Origin of the sequence: Mycobacterium farcinogenes (assembly GCF_019739075.1) — a bacterium.
Lineage (GTDB): Bacteria > Actinomycetota > Actinomycetes > Mycobacteriales > Mycobacteriaceae > Mycobacterium > Mycobacterium senegalense.
This window is the reverse complement of sequence record NZ_CP081673.1, coordinates 110178-135232: the sequence shown is the minus strand read 5'-3', so window position 1 is coordinate 135232 and position 25055 is coordinate 110178. Positions and strand designations below refer to the sequence as shown.

Here is a 25055-nt window from a genome sequence, read left to right as displayed (position 1 = left end):
TGGGGGAGTGTCACCGGCTGGGGGTGTGCAGCAGCCCGGCGATGTCGGGGTCGAGCTGTTGCAGGGCGACGATGACCGCGGCCCGGTAATCGCGCCCGATATGTGAGCGCACCGTGGTCGTGCGGCCCCGTCGCTCGGGTGGGCGGATCTCCTCGATGCGCGCTTCGAGGGCGACGATGAGTTCTTCGAACTCGGTGATGAGCCCGGACAGGATGACAATCTCCGGGTCGAGCACCGCTTCGATCAGGATGGCGGCGCGGGCGATCTGGTCGATGACATCACCGATGATCTTCTGGGAGTGCGGATTTCGAGCTGTCTCCTGTGCCACCGCGTCAAGGTCGATCTCCTTGAGCGCCATCCCCTCGGTGTGCGGCGCGACCGATTGCATGGCGTGCAGGGACATTCCGGCGTTGACGCAGCCGATGCGTCCGCATGCGCATTTCGCTTGGCTGCCGGGGACGGGCATGTGGCCGATCGCGCCGGCAACGCCCGTCGCACCCGGGTACGGACGTCCGCCGATGATCAGGCCGACGTTGAAGTGTCCGCCGCAATTGAGCAGTACGGCCGAACGTACCTCTCGGGCCCGGCCGGCAATCGTCTCGGCCAGCGTCATGGCCTGGGTGGTTTCCTGGACGGCGGTCGGGATACCCAGCGCGGCGGAGACGGGTTTGCCCAGCTCCACCTCGGACCAACCGAGTGCTTTCGACTCGACAATGAAACCTCTTGTGCTGTCTACAAATCCAGGGATGCAAATACCGGCGGCGGCAACAGGACCATCCGCGGCATCGTTGATCATCTGCTTGCCGATCCGGGTGATCGAGCGGATCACCGAAGCGGGGGTGCGACCGGCCGTAGGCGTCTCGTCCTCGCGCACGATGTTGCCGGTCGCGTCGGCCAGGGCGATGCGCGCTCGACGTTCGTCGATCCAGATGCCGAGCACCCGTCTTGCTTGTGGGTTGCAGCCCAGGAGTTTGCGCGGGCGGCCACGGTAGCCCGGACCTTCGATGCGGGCATCGAGTTCGACAAGGGTTCCGTCGTCGATCAACTCGCCGACTATGGCGGTGATCGAGGGACGGCTCAGTCCGAGTCGATCGGCCAAGTCGGCCCTGGCCAGTGGGCCCTCGGTCCGAAGCAGGTGGACGACGCGTTGGCGATGCAGCAGGTGCAACACCTGCTTTTCCTGCCGCGCCGATTCTGACCGTTTCAGCAGAACCTCCTTGACGGTCTCAACAATATGCTGCTATTAAGTTCGTCACAGAAATTAAATCGGCCTAGGGCATCGGAGCCTCATGACTGCTGTCAATCCGCTCATCAATCCGCAGTTCACCTCACCTCATTCGGGCACTCCGGCACGCCCGACCGCATCTCGCCGGATACCTCAAACTACCGGCCGGATCGGTGCCTACAGCGGCATCGTGGTGACCGGGTGGCTGGTCGCCGCTCTCGCCTCCGGATATGGCGTCGCCGGCGCCGACACGACGGGGACGTCCTCCTCGGATTCCTCGACCTCAACCTCCGCGGGTTCGGCGTCTGGCGAGACCTCAACGGCGCCAACTTCCGCCGAGTCCTCGACCGATAGCTCGCCGGGCAAGAACGGAACATCGGCGGACGGTCCCGGCAAGGGCTGGGCCAAGATGCCGGCGAAGCCGAAGCGGTCGGGGAAGACGTCGTCGACCAAGGAGCTCGCACCTGGGGTGACGATCAGCAGCAGCGGTGGGGCGCAGAAGGAGCCGGGTCGGCCGAAAAGTCTGGCCGGAACGATCGATGCGCACCTGGAGTCATTGTCATCGATACCGGACAAGGTGCGGGAAAGCGTGCTGACCCGCATCGACGACACGGAGAAACCGGAGTTGTCGCTGCCGACGCTTCCGCCTCCCGCTGTGTCGGACGCCGATTCGAAGGCTGCAGCTCCTGTCGGGCCGGTCAAGCTCAGCGCCACTCTTGAGCGGTCACTGGCGAAAGCCAAGGAGGTCACCGACCGCGTGGAACAGGTCACCGGCGCGATCGGAGATCGCGTGGCCGAGAAGGTCTCCGAGAAAATCAGCGATGCGGGCCTGACAGCGGCAACGAAGGATGCCGAGTCCGTCATCACCTCTGCCGCGAGTGATGCGCGTGCCACGGTCAGCGCGATTGCCACTCCGGCTGCACAGACCCGGAACCCGGCCGAAGGGGTGCTCGGCGTCCTGAACGGGATCGTCACCGGTCTGCTCAATCCGTTCCTCGCCCCGCCTCCGGACTCGCCGGAACCGTTCACGCCGATCATGTGGGCGGCGTTGGCCTGGGTGCGGCGCAACGCGTTCAACCAGGCACCCGTGGTCAGCAGCCCGACCACCACGGTGCAGACGGGTCAGACCGTCACGGGCAATATCGGTGTAACCGACGCCGAAGGTGACGAACTGACCTACACGGTGACCGAGCAGCCGAAGTACGGCACGGTGACCATCGATCAGGAGACCGGCGAGTTCACCTACACCCCGAACGACATCGATTACGATGCGGCGCAGTTTGATTCGTTCACGGTATCTGTCACCGACGGTGACAAGATCAACCTGCTGAGTCTCTTCAAGCCACGTACGGCCCAGAAGGACGTCGACGTGACGGTGCTCAACCCCACCATCGAACGCGTGATCCTCGACCTGCCGGACGGCATCACCAACCCGAACACTCCTCGCTTCGCCGAAGACGGGCAATCGATTTACTTCTCCGCCACACCTACGGCCGGCGGCCGTGAGGAGATCTACCAGATCAGCGTTGACGGCTCGAGGGTCGAGTGCATCACTTGTGGCGTGTCGACGGAGATCACCGGGGGACTGGGGAGAGTCGTCCCCTTCCAGGACGGTTCGGGGCGCTTGATGATTCAAGTCAGGACCAGCCCGAACTCCTACGTCGTCTACGAAGAGACGGTCGACGGCCGCCAGCTGGTTCCCGTCATCACGCCGCCCTCCGGTGCACGTGCCATCGATCCGCAACGAGAAATGAGAATCTCGCCTGACGGCACGCATGTGTTGTTCAGCCAGATCCAGATGACCTCGACGGGTCTGATCACGGCGGTGCCGGTGGTGGGCCGGCTGGAACGCACCGACGCCGGATATGAAATCGCCGACGCCCGTGTGGTTTACCCCGTCGGGGAAGGCAAGCAGTGGACCCCCGACGGCAAGGGCGTGATAATCCTCGGCGGCCGCTATGAGGCAGGCAATGTCGATGACATCGTGGTCGACCTGGAGACCGGCGAGGTCACCCGGCTGACGGGCAACCTCGATTACGACGAGGACATCGACATGTCGCCCAACGGACAATGGATCGCGGTCGGCAGCACGCGTGGGTATGACGCGCTGACGCCGATGTCGCGGATCGTGCGGCCGGCATTCCTGCCGGCGGACATCCAAGGTGCGGTGTACGAGAAGTACCGGGGAACCGGTGATTCCACCAACATCACGAACCAGGAATGGGTCATCGCAATCGAGGACGACCTCAAGGGCGAGAACGGGATTCCGGTGTTCGTCGATGGCGACGGGTATACCGCCCGCAGCATGGCGAGCTGGAACAACACCGGAGATGCGGTGGCATTCTGGGAGGCCAGCGGGGCTGATGAGACAGACACCCGGTTGGTCATCGCCAAGCTGAACTACACCACCAGCGTCGGGCCGGTGGAGGGCGATCGCACCACGCCGGATCCGACGTGGGCCCCCGAACTCAAGACGTACGTGCCCAGCACGGCGCCGTTGCCGCCGACTGGAACGTACGCCGGTGCCGGTGGCGGCACCGCGGTGGTCACCGAGACCACCGATTCGACGACGGGCCACATCTTTCGCACCGTCACCTACACCGATTACGTCAACGAGCAGGGGATGATCCTCAACGGCACCGAATCAACGGACACCACCGCCAGCCAGTCATCCATCCGCTACGTCGCCGACATCACCGTGACAGGCACGCACACCGGCTACCTCGATGCCGATGCCACCATCAACAAGCTGCAGCGGACGATGACCGGGTACATCACTTCGGACCTCGACGGCGATGTGCAGAGCGTCAACGACCAGGACAGGATCGACGAGGACAGGACAAACATCTAGTCGCCGAACTGGTCATCAATCCAACCGCTCCGACCCGCTCACTCACCGTGAGTACGTCGGAGCGGTTGGCGTTCAACGCATCCGCGCGATGATCTGGATCTCCACGAGCGCACCCGGCATCGCGAGTTCGGTGACACCGACGGCCGTCCAGGCCGGGTAGGGCTCGGCCACGAACTCGTCCTTGACCTCACCGAACACCTCGACGTGCCGTTGCAGGCCCACGTGGTAGCTGGTGATGTCGGTGACGTCGGCGAAGGTCAGGCCCACCTCGGCCAGTAAGCCGCGCAGGTTCTCGAAGGCCTGGGTGAACTGTTCCCGTGGCTCCTCGGCCACGCTCATGTCGGGGCGGATGCCGATCATCCCCGAGCAGCGCAGGTGTTCGCCGTCGACCACCGCCGGCGCGAAACGGTGGGTGTCGTACATCGGCTGCATCCACTGCGGGACAACTATTTTCATGTCTGGCTCCTGGTTCAGCGCAGCTGTGCGAAGTACTCGGGGTGGTAGGGCTCGCCGGGCGTCAGCCTCGGGTCGTTGAGCGCACTGACGTCGTGGGCGAAATCCGGTCTCGCGTCGGGCACCGGCCGGTAGAACAGCTGATCGCCGAAGAACCGGAACACCAGGGTATGGCGGTCGGGGCAGTCGGGTGTGACCGGGGCGCCGCCATGTAGGGAACCGGAGTGGAACACGAGTGCGTCACCCGGTTCCAGATCCCAGGAGATGACGTCCCAGGACGTCGGGTCCTTGGCTCGGTCGCTTTCGATGTCGGGCAGTCGCGGCCAATCCGAGTCGGGCCACAGGGGTTTGGTGGGATCTGCCGGATCGGTGTAGGTCGTGCCGTCGTACTGGACGCCGGCATGGGAGCCCCGAACGAACTCCAGGGCGTTGTACCGCGGCAGCTTCTCGAAGCTGATCCAGATGTTTAGCAGGTGCGGCCCGTTGGCCGGCATGTAAGCGGTGTCCTGGTGCCAGGGTGAGCGGCCGGCCTTTCCGCCCTTCTTGATGAACAGTTCCTCGCCCAGGAACCACACGTGCTCCGAATCCCACAGGGAGGCAGCGAAGTCCGCGAGTTCGAGCTCCTTTATCAGACCGAGGTACTGCTCGACGTTCTCTGGATTGCCGTACTCGTTGAAGTGTTCGTCGGGAGTCCCCGGATACACGCGCTTGGCGCCCGGGCTCGGATGCGCGATGCCGTAGTCGAACGCTGCGCGGATCCGGGCGAGTTGTTCGGGGCTCAACAAACCCCGAACGACGATGGCTCCGTCGGCAGCCAGGTCTCGCTTCATCTGGTCGGTTACCTGCATAAACGTTACCTCATAACAGTTGTGATGTACATAACGAGTGTTATGCTGCTCACGTTCGGAGCGGGTGTCAAGAGGAAGCGTGAACATGACTGTCACGAATTCAGCGTCGACCCGACAGGGTGAGGTGGTCGACGCGGCGATCCGGGTGATCGCCAGGGACGGCCTGGCCGCCGCGTCGCTGCGGTCCATCGCACGCGAAATCGGTTACACCACAGGTGTCGTGATGCACTACTTCAAGGACAAGCGAGAATTACTGGTGGCCGCGGCCCAAGCGGTGTTCGATCCGTTCGACCCTCTACTGGCCGACGTCACTTCTGACGGATTCGACGGCCTGCGCCGGCTCTGTGTTCTCCCGCTGCCCACTACCCCGGCCAATGAGGCGCTGTGGCGTATCTACGCCCAAGCGCTGGCCAGTGCCGAAACCGAGCCGGCCTTCGCCGCAACTGTCCGCAGTCGTTACGGCACCATCCGGGAACGCGTGCGGACCCTCCTGGCAGACGGGCAGCACGAGGGATACCTGCGTAACGATTTCGATCCGGCCGCACAGTGCGACATCCTCTGCGCGCTCATCGACGGCTTGGCCCTTCATGCGATCAGCGAACCGGGCAGATTCCCGCCCGGCCGGCTGGAGGCATTGGTGACCCAAGAGCTGGAGAAGCTCCGGACCTGACCGCGAAAAGACATAAAACTGCCCCTTTTCCGAAGAAAAGGGGCAGTTCTATGTCTGCTCGGCAGAGGAACCTAGACGTGCTCCGCGGCGGGCAGTGCCGCGAGGATGTCGTTGACGCGGTCGCGGGCGTCGCCGAAGAGCATCTGGGTGTTCTCCCGGAAGAACAGCGGGTTCTGCACACCGGCGTAGCCCGAGGCCATGGAACGCTTGAACACGATGACGTGGTCGGCGTTCCACACCGTGAGCACCGGCATGCCGGCGATCGGGCTGCCCGGATCCTCGGCGGCGGCCGGGTTGACGGTGTCGTTGGCGCCGATCACGAGCACGACGGAGGTGCCGTCGAAGTCGTCGTTGATCTCGTCCATCTCGAGCACGATGTCGTAGGGCACCTTGGCCTCGGCCAGCAGCACGTTCATGTGGCCGGGCAGGCGGCCGGCGACGGGGTGGATGCCGAAGCGGACGTTGACGCCGCGCTCACGCAGCTTGCGGGTCAGGTCGGCCACACCGTACTGGGCCTGGGCCACGGCCATGCCGTAACCGGGGGTGATGATCACCGAGTCGGCGTGGGCGAGCAGCTCAGCCGCGCCCTCGGCGTTGATCTCGCGATGCTCGCCGTAATCCTTGTCCTCGGCCGGGCCAGCCTCGATGCCGAACCCGCCGGCGATCACCGAGATGAACGACCGGTTCATGGCCTTGCACATGATGTAGGACAGGTAGGCACCGGAGGAGCCGACGAGAGCGCCGGTGATGATCAGCAGGTCGTTGCCGAGCAGGAAGCCGGAAGCGGCTGCGGCCCAACCCGAGTAGCTGTTGAGCATCGAGACCACCACGGGCATGTCGCCGCCGCCGATCGAGGCGACCAGATGCCAGCCGAGCAGCAGTGCGAGCACGGTGACGACGATGAGCAGCCACAGGTGCGGCTCGATGACGAACCACACGGTCAGCGCGGCGAAGACGATCAGTGCGCCGATGTTGAGGAAGTTCTTGCCGGGCAGCATCAGCGGCGCGGACTTGATGCGGGCCGACAGCTTCAGGTTGGCCACGATCGAACCGGTGAAGGTGACCGCCCCGATGAACACACCGATGAACACCTCGGCCGAGTGGATGCCGAGCATTTTCTCACCGACCAGCTTGACGGCTTCCTCACCGCCGAGGTTGTTCTCGACGTGCAGGTAACCGTTCCAGCCGACCAGCACGGCAGCCAGACCCACGAAGGAGTGCAGCAGCGCGATCAGTTCGGGCATGCCGGTCATCTCGACGACCTTGGCGCGCCACAGGCCGATCGCGGCGCCGACGATCATGGCGCCGATCAACAGGGCCAGGCCCAGCGGCTCGATCTTGCGGTCGACGGCCAGGGCGATGGTCGCGACGAGGGCGATGGCCATGCCGGCCATGCCGAAGCTGTTACCGGCACGGGAGGTTTCGTGCTTGGACAGGCCGGCCAGCGCCAGGATGAAGAGCAGGGCCGCGACGACGTAGGCGGCCGTGGCAACGTTTTCTAGGGTGAACATGGAATCCGTTCCAAAGTTTCTGTAGGTAGGACCGTCAGCTGCGGGAGAACATCGCGAGCATGCGACGCGTCACCGCGAAGCCGCCGAACACGTTGATGCTGGCCAGCAGGATGGCCACAAACGCCAACGAGGTGATCGCGATGTCGCCGTGGCCGATCTGCAGCAGGGCGCCCACCACGATGATTCCCGAGATCGCGTTGGTCACCGACATCAGCGGGGTGTGCAGCGCATGGTGCACATTGCCGATCACGTAGTAGCCGATCACGATCGCCAGCGCGAACACGGTCAGGTGGACCTGCAGCGCGGCCGGGGAGATCGCGATCAGGGCGAAGACCGCGGCGGCAGCGGCGAACGTGACGCCGAGCCGACGCCCGGTCGACATCGGCTGCTTCTCTTCCTTGACGGCCGGGGCCGCGGCGGCGGGCTGAGCCGCCGGGGCGGCCGAGACCTGCACCGGTGGCGGGGGCCAGGTGGTCTCGCCGTCGCGCACCACGGTCACCGAGCGCTGCACCACGTCGTCCCAGTCGAGGACGACCTTGCCGTCCTTCTCGGGGGTCAGCAGCTTGAGCAGGTTCACCAGGTTGGTGCCGTACAACTGAGAGGCCTGGGCGGGCAGGCGGCCGGCAAGGTCGGTGTAGCCGATGATCGTCACGCCGTTGTCGGTGACGATCGCCTGGTCCTTGACGGTGCCCTCGACGTTGCCGCCGTTGGCCGCGGCCATGTCGACGATCACGCTGCCGGGCTTCATCGAGGCCACCATCTCGGCGGTGATGATGCGCGGCGCGGGCTTGCCGGGGATCAGCGCGGTCGTGACGATGATGTCGACGTCCTTGCACTGCTCGGCGTAGAGCGCGGCCTCACGGGCCTTGTAGTCGTCGTCCATCTCTTTGGCGTAGCCGGTGGCGGAGACTTCGGCCTGCTCGTTGGCCACGGACAGGTATTCGCCGCCGAGGGAGGCGACCTGATCGGCCACCTCGGGTCGGGGGTCGGTGGCCCGCACGATGGCGCCCAACGATCCGGCGGCACCGATCGCGGCCAGGCCGGCCACACCGGCACCCACGACGAGCACCTTGGCCGGCGGCACCTTGCCCGCCGCGGTCACCTGGCCGGTGAAGAACCGGCCGAAGCTGTGGGCGGCCTCGACCACGGCGCGGTAGCCGGCGATGTTGGCCATCGACGAGAGCACGTCGAGCGACTGGGCGCGGGAGATGCGCGGCACCGCGTCCATCGCCAGCACCGTGATGGGCCGGGCGGACAGTTTCTCGACGAGTTCGGGCTTGAGCGCGGGTGAGATCAAGCTCACTAGCGTCGCTCCGTCACGCAGCTTGCCGATCTCGGCATCATCAGGCGCGTTGACCTTCAGCACGACGTCGGCGTCCCACGCGTCGCCGATCTCGGCGCCGGCCTCTACATAGGCGGCGTCGGAGAAGCTCGAGGCAGCGCCGGCGCCGCTTTCTACGACTACCGCGTACCCGAGCTTGATGATCTGCCCGACAGTTTGCGGCGTGGCGGCAACGCGCGTTTCCCCAGGTAGGGACTCGCGCGGGATCCCGATGAGCATCGACTCTGCTCCGTTTCTTTCTGGTAGGCCTCTTCGTTCAGCCTGGAAGAGTGTCGCATTTGTGTTCAGGTAACGCGCATGCCCCTTTTGGGGGATTGCTCAAAGGCCCAGCTCGGGTTACAGCCAGTCCCGGCGTTTGAACATCACATACAACAGGATCACGAGCACAACAATCAAAATGCTGCTGGCGATGAAGCCCACGACGGTGTTGATCCCGGGGTACATCACGTTCTGGCCGTAGAAGCCCGTGATAGCGGTCGGCACCGCGATGATGGCGGCCCAACCGCTGAGTTTTTTCATCACGGTGTTGAGCCGCGCGTCCTGCAGGGACAGGTTGGTCTCGAACACCGTGGTGACCATGTCGCGCAGAGACTCCGTCCACTCCGAGGCTCGTAACACGTGGTCGTACAGGTCGGCATAGAGCGGATCGAGATCGGGCGAGGTCGACGAGTCCAGCCGCCGGTGCTGAATGGTGCTGACCACCTCGCGCATGGGCAGCACGACGCGGCGCAGTTCGACCAGATCCTTGCGCAGCTGGAAGGTGCGCCGTTGCAGGCCTCGGCGCGGCCTGCTGTCGGCGAACAACTCGTCCTCAAGCCCTTCGATGGCGTCGTCGAGCGCCTCCACGGCCTCGAAGTGCCCGTCCACGACGACGTCGAGCAGGGCATGCACCAGCGACCCGACTCCATACTGCTGGCCGCCGAGATCGTCGAAGCGTCGTGACACCTCGTCGATATCGAACTCGGTGGCGGTGCCGTTCACGCTGGGCAGCCGGACCGTGATGAGCCCACGCGGAAGCACGAAGGCCGAAATGCGGTGTTTCACCAGCAGCGACGTGTCCGGTTCGGCGTCGTCATCGCGCACCCGGGTGTCGACGGCGTACACGGTGAAGAACGTATGTGATTGGTAGACCGAGGTTTTGGTGCGCTCCTTGGGGGCGACGGCGTCTTCGACGGCCCACATGTTGAGCCCGAGCTCGTTGGCCAGTTCGCGCAGCGCCTCGTGGTCGGGGTCGTAGATGTCCGCCCACACCAGGGTGTCCTCTTCGGCCAGGCAATCCGAAATCCCCGTGAACGTGAAACCGTCGACCGGTTTTCCAGAACGCCAGATGCGTCCCCGCACTTGTCTCACGAGGATCCAGTCAAGCACCGCGGGATCGTTGTAGTGGGAGCCACGCACGTGCTCGGTACTCTCGGTGGGGACCTGCCGGATCTTGAACGCGAGGCCCACACCCCCATGACGGATTCCCCACTCGACGGATTGATGGCGCGTGTCGGCGGTATCAGCGGGATGGTCTATTCGGCACTGCCGGTGACCGTGTACGCGACGGTCTCGGCTCTCGCAGGCCGTGTGCCAGCGATCATTGCCGCTTTGGTGACTGCGGCCGTCGTGCTCGCCTGGCAGCTGCTGCGCCGCGAATCGGTCCGGCCCGCGCTGTGGGGATTCGTCGGAGTGGCGGCCTGCGCACTGCTGGCCCTGGTCACGGGCCAGGCCAAAGACTTCTACCTGCCGGGCATCTGGATGTCGCTGGCCTCAGCCATCGTGATGACCGGCTCGATCCTCGTCCGCCGTCCCCTTGTCGGGGTCATCTGGGCCTGGGCCACCGGTCGCGACAGCACCTGGCGTCAGGTCCCCGGCGTTCGGTTGGTCTTCAACGTCGTCACCGCGGTCTTGGCCACGGTGTCCTGGTCGCGGTTCCTGGTGCAGAACTACCTCTACGACACGGGTCAGGACGGGCTGCTCGCGGTGGCGCGGCTGGCGATGGGCTGGCCGTTGTTCGTCGTCACCACCACGCTGGTCCTGCTCAGTGCCCGGTATGCCATTCGGGCGCTGCCACGCTCGACATCGTGAGCGGCCAATAAACTCACCGCGATTTCAGCCCTTCTCGCACGGGACTGAGGTCGGTAGCAATACCCGGGTGAACGGAACACTGCCTGGTTGCTGTTGTCGCTGAAGCCAATCGCCAACCCTGCCTTCAGCAACAGAAAGCTGCCCACAGTGTCTGTGTTCGTCGACATCGTTCCAGCCGAGGCCGAAACCGGCCCACCGCGTCCGGCCGCGCCGTCCAACCGATGGCGCGCCCTGCTCACCCGTTCCGCGCTACCCCTGTTGTCGGTCGTGGTGTTCTTCGGGGTATGGCAGGCCGTCGCCTGGGCCGGCATCTGGAATCAGACGTTCGTGCCGTATCCGTCGACGGTCTGGCGCGCGTTCATCGATGTCTCCACCACCCATGACGGGGCCCGGGGATACGCGGGGTACCTGCTCTATGAGCACCTGTACATGACCCTGCGCCGGGTGCTCGCCGGTGTCGTCATCGGCGTGGTCGTCGGGGTGGCAATCGGCCTGCTCATGGGATCGGTCGGCTGGCTGCGCAGCGTGCTCGAACCGTGGCTCACCTTCTTGCGTGCCCTGCCGCCGCTGGCCTACTTCTTCCTGCTGGTGATCTGGCTCGGCATCGACGAGGCCCCGAAGATCACGCTGCTCGCCCTGGCTGCCCTGCCGCCGGCCGCGGTGGCCACCACGGCAGCCGTCGTCGCCGCACCGGTCGGGCTGCAGGAAGCGGCCCGGGCGTTGGGAGCCACCCGGGCGCAGGTCATCCGTGACGTCGTGGTGCCTTCGGCGTTGCCCGAAACCTTCACCGGGATCCGTCTGGCCGTAGGCATGGCGTACTCATCTGTCGTCGCCGCCGAACTGTTCAACGGCATTCCCGGTATCGGCGGATTGGTCAAGGACGCAAGCAATTACAACAACACACCGGTCGTGCTGGTCGGGATCTTCGCCATCGGGATCTCGGGTCTGGTGATCGACGGAGCTTTACGTGCCGTGGAGCGGCGCGCTGTTCCCTGGAGAGGACGAATATGAGAATGACGAAGCTGTTCGCAGTGCTTGCTGCCGCGACGGTGGCACTGGCCGGCTGCGCGGTGGACCACTCCGGGGAGAACTCCCAGAAGCCCACCATTCGCCTTGGCTACCAGTCGTTTCCGAGTGGTGACTTGATCGTCAAGAACAACAAGTGGCTTGAGGAGGCGCTGCCCGACTACAACATCAAGTGGACCAAGTTCGACTCCGGGGCCGACGTGAACACCGCGTTCGTCGCCAAGGAGCTGGACTTCGGTGCTCTGGGCTCGAGCCCGGTGGCCCGCGGTTTGTCAGCGCCGCTGAACATTCCGTACCAGGTGGCCTTCGTGCTCGACGTCGCCGGTGACAACGAGGCCCTGGTGGCCCGTGACGGCGCCGGGGTCAACTCGATCGCCGACCTGCGCGGCAAGCGGGTCGCCACGCCGTTCGCGTCGACCGCGCATTACAGCCTGTTGGCGGCACTGGCGCAGAACGGCTTGTCGCCCAATGATGTTCAGCTGATCGACCTGCAGCCGCAGGCGATTCTGGCGGCCTGGGAACGGGGCGACATCGCTGCCGCCTACAGCTGGCTGCCGACGCTGGACCAGCTCCGCAAGACCGGCAAAGATCTGATCACCAGCCGGCAGCTGGCCAAGGACGGCAAGCCGACGCTGGACCTGGCTGCCGTGTCCGACGAGTTCTCCACCGCCCATCCCGAGGTCGTCGACATCTGGCGCCGGCAGCAGGCCCGGGCGTTGAACGTGATCAAGAACGACCCCCAGGCCGCGGCCAAGGCGATCGCCGCCGAGGTCGGCCTGAGCCCCGAAGATGTTGCCGGGCAACTGAAGCAGGGTGTCTACCTGACGCCCGCCGAAGTGGCCTCGGCCGAATGGCTGGGTACTGACGGCGCACCGGGCAACCTCGCCGCCAATCTGCAGAGTGCGTCGCAGTTCCTGGCCGATCAGAAGCAGATCCCCGAGGCCGCGCCGTTGCAGGCCTTCAAGGACGCCGTCTACACCAAGGGGTTGCCGGATGTCATCACCAAACAGTGACGCGGCCGGCGGCCTGAGGATCCGCAATGTCGCGCACCGTTACGGTCGCGGTTCGGACGAGGTGACCGCGCTGGGTCCGGTGGATCTCGACGTCGATCCCGGATCGTTCGTGGTTCTGGTCGGGGCGTCGGGATGCGGCAAGAGCACGCTACTGCGCCTGATCGCGGGCTTCGAGACCCCGTCCGAAGGGGAGGTGGAGGTGTCCGGTACCCGCCCGACGCCCGGGGTGACGTCGGGTGTGGTGTTCCAGCAGCCGCGGCTGTTCCCGTGGCGCACGGTCGGCGGCAATGTGGACCTGGCGCTCAAATACGCCGGCGTGCCGCGCGAGCGACGAGGCGAGCGACGGGAAGAACTGCTGGAGCGTGTCGGGCTGGAAGGCACCGCCAAACGCCGGATCTGGGAGATCAGCGGCGGGCAGCAGCAACGCGTCGCGATAGCTCGGGCGCTGGCCGCCGAGACCCCGCTGTTCCTGCTGGACGAGCCGTTCGCGGCACTGGACGCGCTGACCCGCGAACGCCTGCAGGAGGATGTCCGTCAGGTGAGTGCGGAGTCCGGTCGCACAACGGTTTTCGTGACGCACAGCGCCGACGAGGCCGCGTTCCTGGGTTCGCGGATCGTGGTGCTGACGCGCCGGCCCGGCAAGATCGCCCTGGACCTGCCGGTGGAGCTGCCGCGCACCGGCGTCGACGCGCACGAACTACGCCGCTCGCCGGAGTACCTCAAGTTGCGGACAGATGTGAGTGAGGCGGTCAAACTGGCCGCCGCATAGCCCTTCTCACGCCGAAAGTGACGCCAGGGTCGTAAACCTCAATGGGTAACGACCCTGGCGTCACTTTCGCGTCAGGTCAGGCCGGCGGCCGCGACGATCCCTGATTACACCGGGGGATAGGCGGGCGGCGGGTAGACCCCGCGCAGACCCCAGGCCAGCCACGGAAAGAAGAAGTCGCTCTCGTCGCTGAGGTCGTAGTCGGGATTCGGATCCATGCCCGGAGTCTAGACGCAGTAGGCCAGGCCGGAACAGGGCCGCGAGCAGAATTGCCTACACTGTTCAACCATCTAGTTGATTGATTTCCTGGGCAAGGTCCGGGCGATGCTGATAGTGAGTGTGCTATGTCATCCGATGCAGAGGGCGGCCGGGGGCGCGGAGGCGCGGCTGCCAACGGGACCTCCCGCCGCGATGAGCTGCTGACTGTCGCAGCCAAGCTGTTCGCCGCCCGCGGCTATCACGGCACCCGCATGGACGACGTGGCAGAGGCCGTAGGGCTGAACAAGGCCACGGTCTATCACTACTACTCGAGCAAGTCGCTGATCCTCTACGACATCTACAAGGGCACCGCGGACTTCACCGTCGAGGCGCTCCATGACGATCCGACTGCCTCGGCGCGGGAGACCATCTACAACTTCACCCGGCGATTGCTGGTCGGGATCGCGGGCGACCTGGAGCGGGCGGCCGTGTACTTCCAGGAGGGCCCCTACATCGCGGAGTGGTTCACCGAAGAGCAGGTGGCCTACATCCGGCGGGCCGAGACCCAGGTCTACGAGCACGTCCGCGACGTGATCGACCGCGGCATCGCCAGCGGCGAGTTCTACGACTGCGACTCCCACGTCCTCGCGCTGGGCTACATCGGCATGACGCTCGGGTCCTACCGCTGGCTGCGGCCGCACGGCCGACGGAGTGCCCAGGAGATCGCTGTCGAGTTCAGCACGGCGCTGCTGCGCGGGCTGATCAGAGACGAGACGGTCCGCAACGAATCCCCGCTGGGTGTCGAGATCGAAGAGAAGGCCTAGAACATGACTGATCTGTTCCGACTCGACGGCAAGGTCGCCGTCGTCACCGGCGGCGGCCGCGGCATCGGCCTGATGATGGCCCGTGGCCTGCTGCAGGCCGGTGCGTCCGTGTACATCTCGAGCCGTAAAGAGGCCGAGCTCAACGCCGCGGTGGAGGCGCTGTCTCCGCTCGGGCCCATCTCGGCGGTGCCCGCCGACCTCGGGACTGCCGAAGGCGTGGCCGCCCTCACCGCCGCCGTCACCGGGCGCGAGGACGCGATCCACGCGCTGTTCAACAACGCCGGGGCGGCTTGGGGCGCGCCGTACGACGACTTCCCGGAATCCGGCTTCGACAAGGTCTACGACGTCAATGTCAAAGGCGTGTTCCTGCTGACCCGCGCCCTCACCCCGTTGCTGAATGCCGCTGCCACCGAGGACGATCCGGCCCGCGTCATCAACACCGGCAGCATCGACGGCATCGTCGCGCCGGGCAAGGGCCGCGACAACTTCTCCTACAGCGCCAGCAAGGCCGCCGTGCACATGCTGACCAAGCATCTGGCCGGTGAGCTCGCCCCGAAGATCCTGGTCAACGCGATCGCCCCGGGCCTGTTCGAATCCCGGATGACCAAGGAGATGCTGCGGGCCGGTTCGGAGGCGGTCGGGTCGGCCCTGCCGCTCGGACGCATCGGCCAGCCCGACGACATCGCCGGCATCTCGGTGTTTCTGGCCAGTCGCGCCAGCGCCTACATCACGGGCGCGGTCATCCCGGTCGACGGCGGTGTGAGCACCATCAGGTGACGGGCAGGGTGAACCAGCCCCAGGCCAAGAACACGAACACACCGAGATAGACCACATCGCCGGCCATGTAGAGCCACTCGCTGCGGCGGAACCTCGTCGTCGCCGCACCTGCCATGAAGAGCGCCAGGCCGCAGGCGGCCACCGGGGTCAGTACCGGCGCGATGTGCAATGCCGCGGGTAGCACCAGGCCGATCGCACCGACCAGTTTTATGGTCCCGATCGCCTTGAGGTGACCGTCACCGAACTCGTCGACCCAGTGCTGGGTGCGGCCCATCGAGCGGTACCGCTCTCGCGATATCAACAGCATGGTGGTCCCGCCCGCGGCATAGGCCGCAGCGGCGACGATGGTGATGATCCACAGGGTGGTGTGCATTCCTGGCTCCGTTTCGTGGTTACGTCGAGCCCTGCCGACTCGTCACTCTCATGACGGATCCGCGCGAGGAGAGGTAACCGATGACTCCCGAGACATCACTGGCTGCGACGTTCGAGCAAGAGCGCCCACGGCTGCTCGCGGTGGCCCACCGCGTTCTCGGGTCCCGGGCCGACGCCGAGGACGCGGTCCAGGAAGCATGGTTACGCCTGTCGCGTCAGGACGCGGACTCGATCGAGAACGTCGCCGGATGGCTGACGACCGTGGTGGGCCGCATCTGTATCGACACGTTGCGGTCGCGCAGCAGCCGCGCCGAGGTGACTCCCGGCGCCGACATCCCGGAGCTCGTCGTCACCGAGGACGTCGATTCCCCGGAGGACGCTGCGGTGCTCGCCGACTCGGTCGGCCTGGCGATGCTCGTGGTGCTGGGATCGCTGCGCCCGGACGAGCGGCTGGCGTTCGTCTTGCACGACATGTTCGCGGTGCCGTTCGCCGAGATCGGGCAGATCCTCGACAGGTCGAGTGACGCCGTCAAGATGATGGCCAGCCGAGCGCGCCGCAAGGTGCAGGACGTGCCGCCGCCCACCGCGGACCGCCGCCGCAAGCAGGAACAGCGCGAGGTGGTCGACGCCTTTCTGGCTGCCGCCCGTGACGGCGACTTCGATGCACTGCTGCGCGTACTGGATCCCGACGTCACCTGGCAGCGGTTCACTGCCACCGGCGTGACCATCGGGACCGGGTCGGAGGCGATCGTCGCCGCGGTTCGCCGCGGCCAGGGCACTCGCGTGGTGGCCCGGCGCGTGGCGGTGAACGGCGAGCCGGGGATCCTGGCGTGGGGGCCCACCGGTCGCCCGGTCAGCGTGATGGCGTGCACCGTCGACGGAGGCCGGCTGGTCGGGATCGTATCGATCCTCGATCCGCGACGGCTGGCCCGGATGTCGCTGCCGGAGCCGCCCGCTGCCGATTAGCCTGGCCGCATGAAGTCGACGATCCTCTCGCGCCGAGACCTGGATTTCCTGCTCTACGAGTGGCTCGATGTCGAAAAGCTCACGACGCTGGACCGGTTCGGCGAGCACTCCCGCGACACGTTCGACGGGGTGCTGGATCTGTGCGAGCAACTCGCCACCCGCTACTTCGCTCCACACAACAAGCTCAGCGACGCGAACGAGCCGACGTTCGACGGGCAGGCCGTGACGCTGATCCCCGAGGTGAAAGAGGCGTGGGACGCATTTGCGGCGGCCGATCTGATCGCGATGGGGATGGACGCCGAGCTCGGCGGTGCGCAACTGCCGGCCACCGTCGCACAGGCCGCCTTCGCGTGGATCTCCGCGGCCAACGTGTCGACCTCGGGCTACCTGATGCTGACCATCGCCAACGCCAACCTGCTGGCCCGATTCGGCACTCCTGAGCAGATCGAACAGTTCGTCAAACCGATGCTGGCGGGCCGCTTCTCGGGCACGATGGCGCTGTCGGAGACCCAGGCCGGGTCGTCGCTGGCCGACATCACCACCCGCGCCGAACCGCAGGCCGACGGCAGCTACCGGCTGTTCGGTTCGAAGATGTGGATCTCCGGGGCCGAGCACGAGATGACCGAGAACATCGTCAACCTGGTGCTGGCCAAGATCCCGGGCGGCCCCGCGGGCACCAAGGGCATCTCGCTGTTCATCGTGCCGAAGTTCCTGGCCGACGGTACCCGCAACGGCGTGGCGATCTCCGGGCTGAATCACAAGATGGGGCAACGCGGTATCACCAACACCGTGCTCAACTTCGACGACGCGGTGGGCTACCTGGTCGGCGAGCCCCACCGAGGCATCGTCTACATGTTCCACATGATGAACGAGGCCCGCCTGGGCGTCGGAATGGGCGCTGTCGCGCTCGGCTATACCGGCTACCTCAAGTCCCTGGAGTACGCGCGGGAGCGCCCGCAGGGCCGGCCGCTGGGCGTCAAAGACCCGTCGACCCCACAGGTGCCCATCATCGAACATGCCGATGTCAAGCGAATGCTGTTGGCGCAGAAGGCCTATGTCGAGGGAGGGCTGGCGCTGGCACTGTACTGTGCCAAGCTGGTCGACACTGGTGAGCAGGCGGTGCTCGACATCCTCACCCCCATCGCCAAGAGCTGGCCGTCCCAATGGTGCCTCGAGGCCAACAACCTGGCGATCCAGGTGCACGGCGGCTACGGATACACCCGCGAGTACGACGTCGAGCAGCACTACCGCGACAACCGGCTGAACCCGATCCACGAGGGCACCCACGGTATCCAGAGCCTGGACCTGTTGGGGCGCAAGGTGACCCAGCACGGCGGGGCTAGCCTGGAGGCGCTGGGGGAGCGCATCGCGGTGACGGTGGCTGCCGCCCGCAGCGGCTCCGTGCCTGAACTGGCGGACCAACTCGACGCTGCCTGGCAGCGCCTCGTCGCAGTGACAGCAGGGATGTTCGCCTCGGGCGACGTGGAGGCCGCGATGGCCAACAGCGCGGTGTACCTGGAGGCGTTCGGCCACATCGTGGTGGCCTGGATCTGGCTGGAGCAGGTGCTGGCCGCCGAGGGGCAGACCGGGGATTTCTATGACGGCAAGCGGCAGGCCGCGCGGTACTTCTTCCGCTATGAGTTGCCGAAGACCGCACCGCAATTGGACCTGCTGGAGAGTCTCGATCGCACCACGCTGGAAATGCGCGCCAACTGGTTCTAGGCGAACTCTTCTAATCGAACTCGATGATCTGACGCACGGCCCGGCCCTCGGCGAGCGCGTCCATGCCGGCGTTGATCTGGTCGAGGGTGATCGTGTCGGATACCAGTGATTCCACCGGCAGTTTCCCGGCCCGCCATAGTTCGACGAACCGCGGGATGTCGCGCGACGGCACCGCCGATCCGAGATAGCTGCCGATCAGCGACCGGCCCTCGGCGACGAAGCCCAACGGGGACACCGAGATTCGCGCATCCGGACGCGGAAGGCCCACGGTGATGGTGCGCCCGCCGGGCCCGGTGAGCGCGATGGAGGTTTCCAGCGCGGCGGGATGGCCGGCGGCTTCGATGACGACGTCGGCCTTGAGGCCGTCGGCCTGCTCGGGGGTGTAAGTCTCGTGCACACCGAGTTCGCGGGCCTTGGCGAGTTTGTCGGGAAGCTGGTCGACGCCGACGACGCGCACGTCGTCGTGGGCGAGCGCGGTCAGCGCAGCGGCCATTCCGACCCCGCCGAGACCGACGACCGCGACAGTCTGCCCGGGCCGCGGTGTGCCCACGTTGAGCACGGCGCCGCCGCCGGTGAGCACCGCACAGCCCAACAGCGAGGCCACCACGGCGGGAACGTCGTCAGGCACCGGCACCACCGAGCGACGGTCGACGACAGCGTGCGTGGCGAATCCGGACACCCCGAGGTGGTGGAACACGGGTTGGCCGTCGCGGGTCAGCCGGATGTCGCCGTTCATCAACGTGCCGGCACCGTTGGCGGCCGACCCGGGGCCGCACGGTGTCAGGCCGTCGGTGGCACACGCGGGGCAGTTCCCGCAGCGGGGCAGGAACGTCATCACCACGCGTTGGCCCACCGGCAGATCGCTGTCGGTGGCTTCGACGATTCCGGCGGCCTCATGGCCCAGCAGCATCGGGACCGGGCGTACCCGGTTGCCGTCGACCACGGACAGGTCCGAGTGACACAGCCCGGCGGCTTCGATGCGCACCAGGAGTTCGCCGGGGCCGGGTTCGGCGAGATCGAGGTCGCTGACCCGGATGGGTTGGGATGAGGCGTACGGGCGGGACAGGCCGATGTGCTCGAGGACGGCTCCGCGGATCTTCATGGTGACCAGCCTGTCAGACTTCCTTGAATGACCGACGGAGCTGAATTGACCCGCGCAGACTTTCCGCTGCACTGGCCGGTCCTGACCCGATGGACCGACAACGACATGTTCGGCCATCTCAACAACGCGGTGTACTACGAGCTGTTCGACACGGCGATCAATGCGTGGATCAACACCAACTGCGACGTCGATCCGGGCACCGCGCCGTGGCTCGGTGTGGTCGCCGAATCGGGCTGCCGATACTTCGCGGAGCTGAAGTTTCCGGACCCGTTGGTGGTCGGACTGTCGGTGGCCCGGCTGGGGAACAGCAGCGTCACCTATCGGCTCGGGTTGTTCGAGCCGGACGGCCCGGTCGCGGCGGTCGGTCACTGGGTGCACGTGTACGTCGACCGGACCACGCGCCGGCCGGTACCGATTCCCGACGTGATCCGCGAGCTGCTGCAGTCGATATGCTCGCCGGATGCCACTCGTGAGCAAGACCGTCGAGGTTGATGCCCCTGCCGAGAAGATCATGGCGATCGTCGGTGATTTCGAGGCCTATCCGCAGTGGAACCCCGAGATCAAGGGCTGTTGGATTTTGGCCCGCTACAACGACGGCCGGCCCAGCCAGTTGCGGCTCGACGTCGAGATCCAGGGTCAGTCCGGCGTCTTCATCAACGCGGTTTACTACCCCGCGGACAACCAGATCTACACCGTGCTGCAACAGGGCGACCACTTCACCAAGCAGGAGCAGAGGTTCTCGGTTGTCCCCCTGGGGCCGGACAACACGCTGCTTCAGGTCGATCTCGAGGTCGAGGTCAAGCTGCCGGTCCCGGCCATGATGGTCAAGAAGCTCATCGGCGACACCCTGGACCACCTGGCCAACGCCCTCGTCGGCAGGGTGCAGCAGCTGTCGGCCTGACGGCTCGTTCACCGAATGCGACGGAAACGTCGCTGATGACGCTGCGCAACGACGCCGGCGTCGCACTCGGCGGGAGTACCCGTCAGTCCCACATCCCGATCTCGTTCAGCCGGGCGATGAGCCGCTGGGCCGCATCGGTGAACTGGTTCGCGTTGAGTTCCACGGCGGCCGCGGTGTCTCGGCGGCGCAACGCATCGATCAGCAACCGGTGATTCTCGACGGCCTCGCTGCCCCACTTCGGATCGGTCGAGTAGATGAGGGCGGGCAGGTACCGTGCGACGTGCAGTAGGAACCAGGCCAGCTTGATCCGGCCGCTGGCGTGATTGAAGGCCCGGTGAAAGGCGAACTCCGCTGACGAGATCGCCACCGGGTCGTGGCCCTCGACGGCTACCGCGAGTTCGGCGTTGAGTTGCTCCAGTTCATCGATCTGGGCCGAGGTGATGCGGGTGGTGGCGGTGGCGGCCAGCTTGCGCGCGATGGTGGCCTGCAGCCAGAAGATGTCCTCGACGTCGGCGCGCGTCAGCGGCACCACCACGTGCCCGCGGTTCGGCTCCAACTGGACCATGCCCTCGCCGCGCAGCGTGCGCAGCGCCTCGCGCACCGGCGTGATGCTGACTCCGAGTGCGGCCGCGGTCTCGTCGAGACGGATGAACGTTCCCGGCCGCAGCACCCCGGTCATGATCTCGGCCCGCAGCTGGGCGGCGACCTCGTCGGAAAGTTGCTCGCGCCGTCCCCCGCGACGACGTTGCACGGCCGTTCTGGCAGGTGCATTCACGCGAATCCGGTCGCCTTTCTGGTGGGCTTGTCGCCGGGGCGCCGAGGCCATAGTGTGACCGGGGCAACCCCATGTTTGATCAAATATAAAATTCGTGCAACTCAATACCCGTGGAGTACAGATCCGTTGACTGCCGAGCCGTTCCCCACTGAGCAGCCGTACCTGGCCCGCCGTCAGAACTGGCCTACCCTGCTGACGCGGCACGCCATGATGCAGCCCGAGAAAACCGCCTTCCGGTTCCTGGGGCACACACTCACCTGGCGCGAACTGGACCATCGTGTGACCAAACTGGCCGGCGCCCTGAGCCGGCGCGGTGTCGGATTCGGCGATCGCGTGCTGATCCTGATGCTCAACCGCCCGGAGTTCATCGAGGCGATGCTCGCGGCCAACAAGCTCGGTGCCATCGCGGTGCCGGTGAACTTCCGGATGACCCCGCCGGAGATCGCCTTCCTGGTGAGTGACTGCGAAGCGCGCGTCGTCGTCACCGAGCCCGTACTCGCCGGAGTCGCCACCGCGGTACGCGATCTCGACGCCACGTTGTCGACGGTGATCGTGGCAGGCGATGGCACCGAAGGCCCGGCCGATGACACAGTCCTGGGTTACGAAGACCTGATCGGCGAGGACGGTCCGGCTCTCGAACCGGTGGACATCCCCGGTGACGCCCCGGCACTGATCATGTACACGTCGGGCACCACCGGCAGGCCCAAGGGTGCGGTGCTGACCCACAACAACCTCGTCGGTCAGAGCATGACGAATCTGTTCACCACCGGCGTCGACATCAACAACGACGTCGGGTTCATCGGTGTCCCGCTGTTCCACATCGCCGGTGTCGCCGGAAACGTGAACACCGGAATCACCCTCGGGCTGCCCACGGTGATCTACCCGCTGGGCGCGTTCGACCCGGGTGCCCTGCTCGACGTGCTGGCGGAGGAAAAGGTCACCGCGATCTTCCTGGTGCCCGCGCAGTGGCAGGCGGTTTGTGCTGAGCAGAAAGCCAATCCGCGCGAATTGTGCCTGCGGGCCCTGTCCTGGGGTGCCGCTCCGGCTTCTGACACCTTGCTCCGGGCAATGGCCGAAACCTTCCCGGGCAGCCAGATCACCGCCGCTTTCGGTCAGACCGAGATGTCCCCGGTCACCTGCATGTTGTTGGCGGACGACGCAATTCGCAAGCTCGGTTCCGTCGGCCAGGTCATCCCGACCGTCTCGGCCCGCATCGTGGACGAGAACATGAACGACGTCCCGGTCGGCGAGGTCGGCGAGATCGTCTACCGTGCCCCGACTTTGATGGCCGGCTACTGGAACAACCCCAAAGCCACCGCCGAGGCATTCGCCGGCGGTTGGTTCCACTCCGGCGACCTCGTGCGTCAGGACGAGGAGGGCTACATCTGGGTGGTCGACCGCAAGAAGGACATGATCATCTCCGGCGGAGAGAATATTTACTGCGCCGAGGTGGAGAACGTCCTCGCCGGGCATCCCGCCATCACCGAAGTCGCCGTGATCGGCCGCCACGACGAGAAGTGGGGCGAGGTCCCCGTGGCGGTGGTCGCCCTCAGCAGAGGCGAGGCCCTGGATCTCGGTGAGCTCGACGGCTTTCTCAACGAACGGCTGGCGCGCTACAAGCACCCGAAGGCACTGGAAATCGTCGACGCCCTACCTCGCAACCCCTCGGGCAAGGTGCTCAAGACCGAACTCCGGGAGCGCTTCGGTTCGCCGATCAACGCCCAGTAGTGTTTGACGTTTACGAAAGTAACTCGGCGTCAAGTTTCTGCAGGTCGCCACGAAAGTTTGCTGTCATTGCATGCCGTTGTTAACGGTTGATGGCACAATCCACCCGATGCGGTGCACGGCCCGGTTTCCATCGGGTACAGTCCGGTGGTCTCAATTACTACTCGCGAGTAGGGAGAGACGGATCACACAAGCTGACAGGCGACGAGGAGGGGGCGTGCGATACGTCCAGGGGGCGCACCGGTGACGGCGCCTGCCGACGGGCTCGTCGGCTACGTACGTGGTCAATTGGAGAAGCCGCTGGCTATGGTCGGTGGCTTCTTCAAGATGACCGTGCTCACCGGAAAGGCCTTTGTCACACGGCCATTCCAGTGGAAAGAGTTCGTGCTGCAGAGCTGGTTCCTGATCCGGGTGGCATTCCTGCCCACGCTCGCGGTGTCGATCCCACTGACCGTGCTCATCATCTTCACGCTCAACATCCTGTTGGCGGAGTTCGGTGCAGCTGACGTCTCCGGCGCCGGCGCGGCACTGGGCGCGGTCACGCAGTTGGGCCCTCTGGTCACGGTGCTCGTCGTGGCCGGTGCCGGATCGACCGCAATTTGCGCAGACCTCGGCGCCCGCACCGTCCGTGAAGAGATCGACGCGCTCGAGGTGCTGGGCATCGACCCCATCGAGCGGCTCGTCGTTCCGCGCGTCGTCGCGTCCACCTTCGTGGCCTTCATGCTCAACGGCGCGGTGATCACCATCGGATTGATCGGTGGCTTCTTCTTCGGCGTCTACGTCCAGAACGTGTCCGCCGGTGCCTATGTGTCCACCCTGACCCTGCTGACCGGATTCCCCGAGGTGATGATCTCGGTCGTCAAGGCAACCCTGTTCGGTCTGATCGCCGGACTGGTCGGCTGCTACCGGGGCCTGACGGTGGCCGGTGGCTCCAAGGGTGTCGGCACCGCGGTGAACGAGACCCTGGTGTTGTGCGTGGTGGCATTGTTCGCAGTCAACGTCGTGCTCACCACCATCGGTGTGCGGTTCGGAACAGGGCACTGACATGAGTACTGCAACAGTCCTTCGGTCCCGGTTCCCCCGGGCGTTCTCGCGCACCTCAGAGATCGCGGGCACCCCGGGCCGGTTCCTCGACAGCATGGGCCACGTCGCGTGGTTCGTCGTCCAGGCGATCGGCTCCATCCCGCACGCGTTCCGGCACTACCGCCGTGAAGCGCTGCGCCTGGTCGCCGAGATCGGTATGGGTACCGGCGCCATGGCCGTCATCGGCGGCACCGTGGCCATCATCGGTTTCGTCACGCTGTCGGCCGGCTCCCTGATCGCCATCCAGGGCTTCGCATCCCTGGGCAACATCGGCGTCGAGGCCTTCACCGGCTTCTTCGCCGCCCTGGCAAACATCCGCGTCGTTGCCCCGGTCGTCACGGGACAGGCGCTGGCTTCCACCGTCGGCGCCGGAGCCACCGCCGAACTCGGCGCCATGCGCATCAGCGAAGAGGTCGACGCGCTGGAAGTCATGGGCATCCGGTCGATCTCGTACCTGGTGTCCACCCGCATCATCGCCGGGTCGATCGTGATCATCCCGCTGTACGCGATGGCGATCCTGCTGTCCTTCCTGTCGGCGCAGTTCGTCACGACGGTCTTCTACTCCCAGTCAGTGGGTACGTATGAGCACTACTTCCATACGTTCCTGCGCGTCGACGACGTGATGTGGTCCTTCCTTCAGGTCATCGTCATGTCCGTCGTGGTCATGTTGAACCACTGCTACTTCGGCTACTACGCCAGTGGCGGTGCTGTCGGTGTGGGTGAGGCAGTAGGGAGGTCGATGCGAACCTCGTTGATCGCAATCGTGTTGGTGGTCCTGTTGGCATCGTTGGCGCTCTACGGCACCGACCCCAACTTCAACCTGACGGTGTAGCGA

The 25055-nt window shown here is 65.8% G+C and carries 25 protein-coding genes; 15 read left to right on the top strand and 10 right to left on the bottom strand.

Features of this window, described 5'->3' with window-relative positions; translation table 11 throughout:
• Positions 1–10: 10 nt before the first annotated feature.
• Positions 11–1171 carry an ROK family transcriptional regulator gene (locus tag K6L26_RS00590; RefSeq protein ID WP_064896356.1) on the bottom strand — a complete coding sequence of 387 codons (1161 nt, stop codon included), beginning with the start codon at positions 1169–1171 and terminating at the stop codon, positions 11–13.
• Between the two features lie 118 nt (positions 1172–1289).
• Between K6L26_RS00590 and K6L26_RS00585 the strand changes: the two genes are divergently transcribed.
• Positions 1290–4076, top strand: coding sequence for a cadherin-like domain-containing protein (locus tag K6L26_RS00585; RefSeq protein WP_081281691.1), 2787 nt, complete (start codon positions 1290–1292; stop codon positions 4074–4076).
• Positions 4077–4148: 72 nt separating this feature from the next.
• Here the strand turns inward: K6L26_RS00585 and K6L26_RS00580 are convergent, their stop codons facing one another.
• Entirely contained in the window at positions 4149–4532 is a 384-nt protein-coding gene (locus K6L26_RS00580) for a RidA family protein (RefSeq protein ID WP_064896353.1), read from the bottom strand.
• Between the two features lie 14 nt (positions 4533–4546).
• Positions 4547–5377, bottom strand: a complete 831-nt coding sequence (locus K6L26_RS00575) for a phytanoyl-CoA dioxygenase family protein (protein WP_064896351.1) — start codon at positions 5375–5377, stop codon at positions 4547–4549.
• 85 nt (positions 5378–5462) lie between these two features.
• Between K6L26_RS00575 and K6L26_RS00570 the strand changes: the two genes are divergently transcribed.
• Positions 5463–6047 carry a TetR/AcrR family transcriptional regulator gene (locus tag K6L26_RS00570; RefSeq protein ID WP_019347497.1) on the top strand — a complete coding sequence of 195 codons (585 nt, stop codon included), beginning with the start codon at positions 5463–5465 and terminating at the stop codon, positions 6045–6047.
• 71 nt (positions 6048–6118) lie between these two features.
• On the opposite strand, the gene pntB is transcribed toward K6L26_RS00570, so the two are convergent.
• The 3 genes from pntB to K6L26_RS00555 form a co-directional block, all read right to left on the bottom strand.
• The gene (gene pntB, locus K6L26_RS00565) at positions 6119–7558 is read right to left on the bottom strand and encodes a Re/Si-specific NAD(P)(+) transhydrogenase subunit beta (RefSeq protein WP_047039588.1); all 1440 of its coding nucleotides are present in this window, start codon (positions 7556–7558) and stop codon (positions 6119–6121) included.
• 34 nt (positions 7559–7592) lie between these two features.
• On the bottom strand, positions 7593–9119 hold the full coding sequence (locus K6L26_RS00560; RefSeq protein WP_047039586.1) for a Re/Si-specific NAD(P)(+) transhydrogenase subunit alpha: 1527 nt from the start codon (positions 9117–9119) through the stop codon (positions 7593–7595).
• Positions 9120–9236: 117 nt separating this feature from the next.
• Complete coding sequence (locus tag K6L26_RS00555; RefSeq protein WP_036390625.1) at positions 9237–10250, bottom strand: magnesium transporter CorA family protein; 1014 nt, start codon at positions 10248–10250, stop codon at positions 9237–9239.
• A 105-nt stretch (positions 10251–10355) separates the two neighbouring features.
• Between K6L26_RS00555 and K6L26_RS00550 the strand changes: the two genes are divergently transcribed.
• The 4 genes from K6L26_RS00550 (at position 10356) to K6L26_RS00535 (ending at position 13778) form a co-directional block, all read left to right on the top strand.
• A complete protein-coding gene (locus K6L26_RS00550) occupies positions 10356–10970 on the top strand; it encodes a DUF3159 domain-containing protein (protein WP_047039585.1) in 615 nt (204 codons plus the stop codon).
• A 147-nt stretch (positions 10971–11117) separates the two neighbouring features.
• Positions 11118–11981, top strand: a complete 864-nt coding sequence (locus K6L26_RS00545; RefSeq protein WP_043370151.1) for an ABC transporter permease — start codon at positions 11118–11120, stop codon at positions 11979–11981.
• Complete coding sequence (locus K6L26_RS00540) at positions 11978–13009, top strand: taurine ABC transporter substrate-binding protein (protein ID WP_047039583.1); 1032 nt, start codon at positions 11978–11980, stop codon at positions 13007–13009. The genes K6L26_RS00545 and K6L26_RS00540 overlap by 4 nt, the downstream gene beginning before the upstream one ends.
• Positions 12990–13778 (top strand): ABC transporter ATP-binding protein, encoded by a 789-nt coding sequence (locus K6L26_RS00535; protein ID WP_043370141.1) that lies wholly within the window; start codon positions 12990–12992, stop codon positions 13776–13778. Before K6L26_RS00540 ends, K6L26_RS00535 begins: the two co-directional genes overlap by 20 nt.
• Positions 13779–13882: 104 nt before the next feature.
• Here K6L26_RS00535 and K6L26_RS00530 read toward each other — a convergent pair whose 3' ends face one another.
• Positions 13883–13993, bottom strand: coding sequence for a hypothetical protein (locus K6L26_RS00530; protein ID WP_003883225.1), 111 nt, complete (start codon positions 13991–13993; stop codon positions 13883–13885).
• A 126-nt stretch (positions 13994–14119) separates the two neighbouring features.
• Between K6L26_RS00530 and K6L26_RS00525 the strand changes: the two genes are divergently transcribed.
• Positions 14120–14797 carry a TetR/AcrR family transcriptional regulator gene (locus K6L26_RS00525; protein ID WP_019347489.1) on the top strand — a complete coding sequence of 226 codons (678 nt, stop codon included), beginning with the start codon at positions 14120–14122 and terminating at the stop codon, positions 14795–14797.
• Positions 14798–14800: 3 nt separating this feature from the next.
• Positions 14801–15574, top strand: a complete 774-nt coding sequence (locus tag K6L26_RS00520; RefSeq protein ID WP_019347488.1) for an SDR family oxidoreductase — start codon at positions 14801–14803, stop codon at positions 15572–15574.
• On the opposite strand, the gene K6L26_RS00515 is transcribed toward K6L26_RS00520, so the two are convergent.
• Positions 15567–15947: a DoxX family protein gene (locus tag K6L26_RS00515; protein ID WP_064896349.1), complete on the bottom strand. Its 381-nt coding sequence runs from the start codon at positions 15945–15947 to the stop codon at positions 15567–15569. The two genes, K6L26_RS00520 and K6L26_RS00515, sit on opposite strands and share 8 nt — an antisense overlap.
• 80 nt (positions 15948–16027) lie before the next feature.
• Between K6L26_RS00515 and K6L26_RS00510 the strand changes: the two genes are divergently transcribed.
• Together K6L26_RS00510 and K6L26_RS00505 are read left to right on the top strand one after the other, a co-directional pair.
• Positions 16028–16912, top strand: coding sequence for a sigma-70 family RNA polymerase sigma factor (locus K6L26_RS00510; protein ID WP_064896347.1), 885 nt, complete (start codon positions 16028–16030; stop codon positions 16910–16912).
• A 9-nt stretch (positions 16913–16921) separates the two neighbouring features.
• Positions 16922–18634, top strand: coding sequence for an acyl-CoA dehydrogenase (locus tag K6L26_RS00505; RefSeq protein ID WP_064896345.1), 1713 nt, complete (start codon positions 16922–16924; stop codon positions 18632–18634).
• A gap of 10 nt (positions 18635–18644) precedes the next feature.
• Here K6L26_RS00505 and K6L26_RS00500 read toward each other — a convergent pair whose 3' ends face one another.
• Positions 18645–19736: an alcohol dehydrogenase catalytic domain-containing protein gene (locus K6L26_RS00500; RefSeq protein ID WP_064896343.1), complete on the bottom strand. Its 1092-nt coding sequence runs from the start codon at positions 19734–19736 to the stop codon at positions 18645–18647.
• A gap of 27 nt (positions 19737–19763) precedes the next feature.
• Here K6L26_RS00500 and K6L26_RS00495 point away from each other — a divergent pair, with 27 nt between their 5' ends.
• Together K6L26_RS00495 and K6L26_RS00490 are read left to right on the top strand one after the other, a co-directional pair.
• The gene (locus K6L26_RS00495; protein WP_064896341.1) at positions 19764–20228 is read left to right on the top strand and encodes an acyl-CoA thioesterase; all 465 of its coding nucleotides are present in this window, start codon (positions 19764–19766) and stop codon (positions 20226–20228) included.
• On the top strand, positions 20197–20637 hold the full coding sequence (locus K6L26_RS00490) for an SRPBCC family protein (protein ID WP_036390602.1): 441 nt from the start codon (positions 20197–20199) through the stop codon (positions 20635–20637). The genes K6L26_RS00495 and K6L26_RS00490 overlap by 32 nt, the downstream gene beginning before the upstream one ends.
• A gap of 82 nt (positions 20638–20719) precedes the next feature.
• Here the strand turns inward: K6L26_RS00490 and K6L26_RS00485 are convergent, their stop codons facing one another.
• On the bottom strand, positions 20720–21412 hold the full coding sequence (locus K6L26_RS00485; RefSeq protein ID WP_036392486.1) for a GntR family transcriptional regulator: 693 nt from the start codon (positions 21410–21412) through the stop codon (positions 20720–20722).
• Positions 21413–21538: 126 nt separating this feature from the next.
• Between K6L26_RS00485 and fadD5 the strand changes: the two genes are divergently transcribed.
• The 3 genes from fadD5 to K6L26_RS00470 all read left to right on the top strand — a co-directional run bounded on the left by fadD5 (position 21539) and on the right by K6L26_RS00470 (position 25052).
• Positions 21539–23140, top strand: coding sequence for a fatty-acid--CoA ligase FadD5 (fadD5, locus tag K6L26_RS00480; protein WP_048895852.1), 1602 nt, complete (start codon positions 21539–21541; stop codon positions 23138–23140).
• A 240-nt stretch (positions 23141–23380) separates the two neighbouring features.
• Positions 23381–24181, top strand: coding sequence for an MlaE family ABC transporter permease (locus tag K6L26_RS00475; RefSeq protein ID WP_043370487.1), 801 nt, complete (start codon positions 23381–23383; stop codon positions 24179–24181).
• Position 24182: 1 nt separating this feature from the next.
• Positions 24183–25052, top strand: coding sequence for an MlaE family ABC transporter permease (locus K6L26_RS00470; protein ID WP_019348178.1), 870 nt, complete (start codon positions 24183–24185; stop codon positions 25050–25052).
• The last annotated feature ends 3 nt before the right edge of the window (positions 25053–25055 follow it).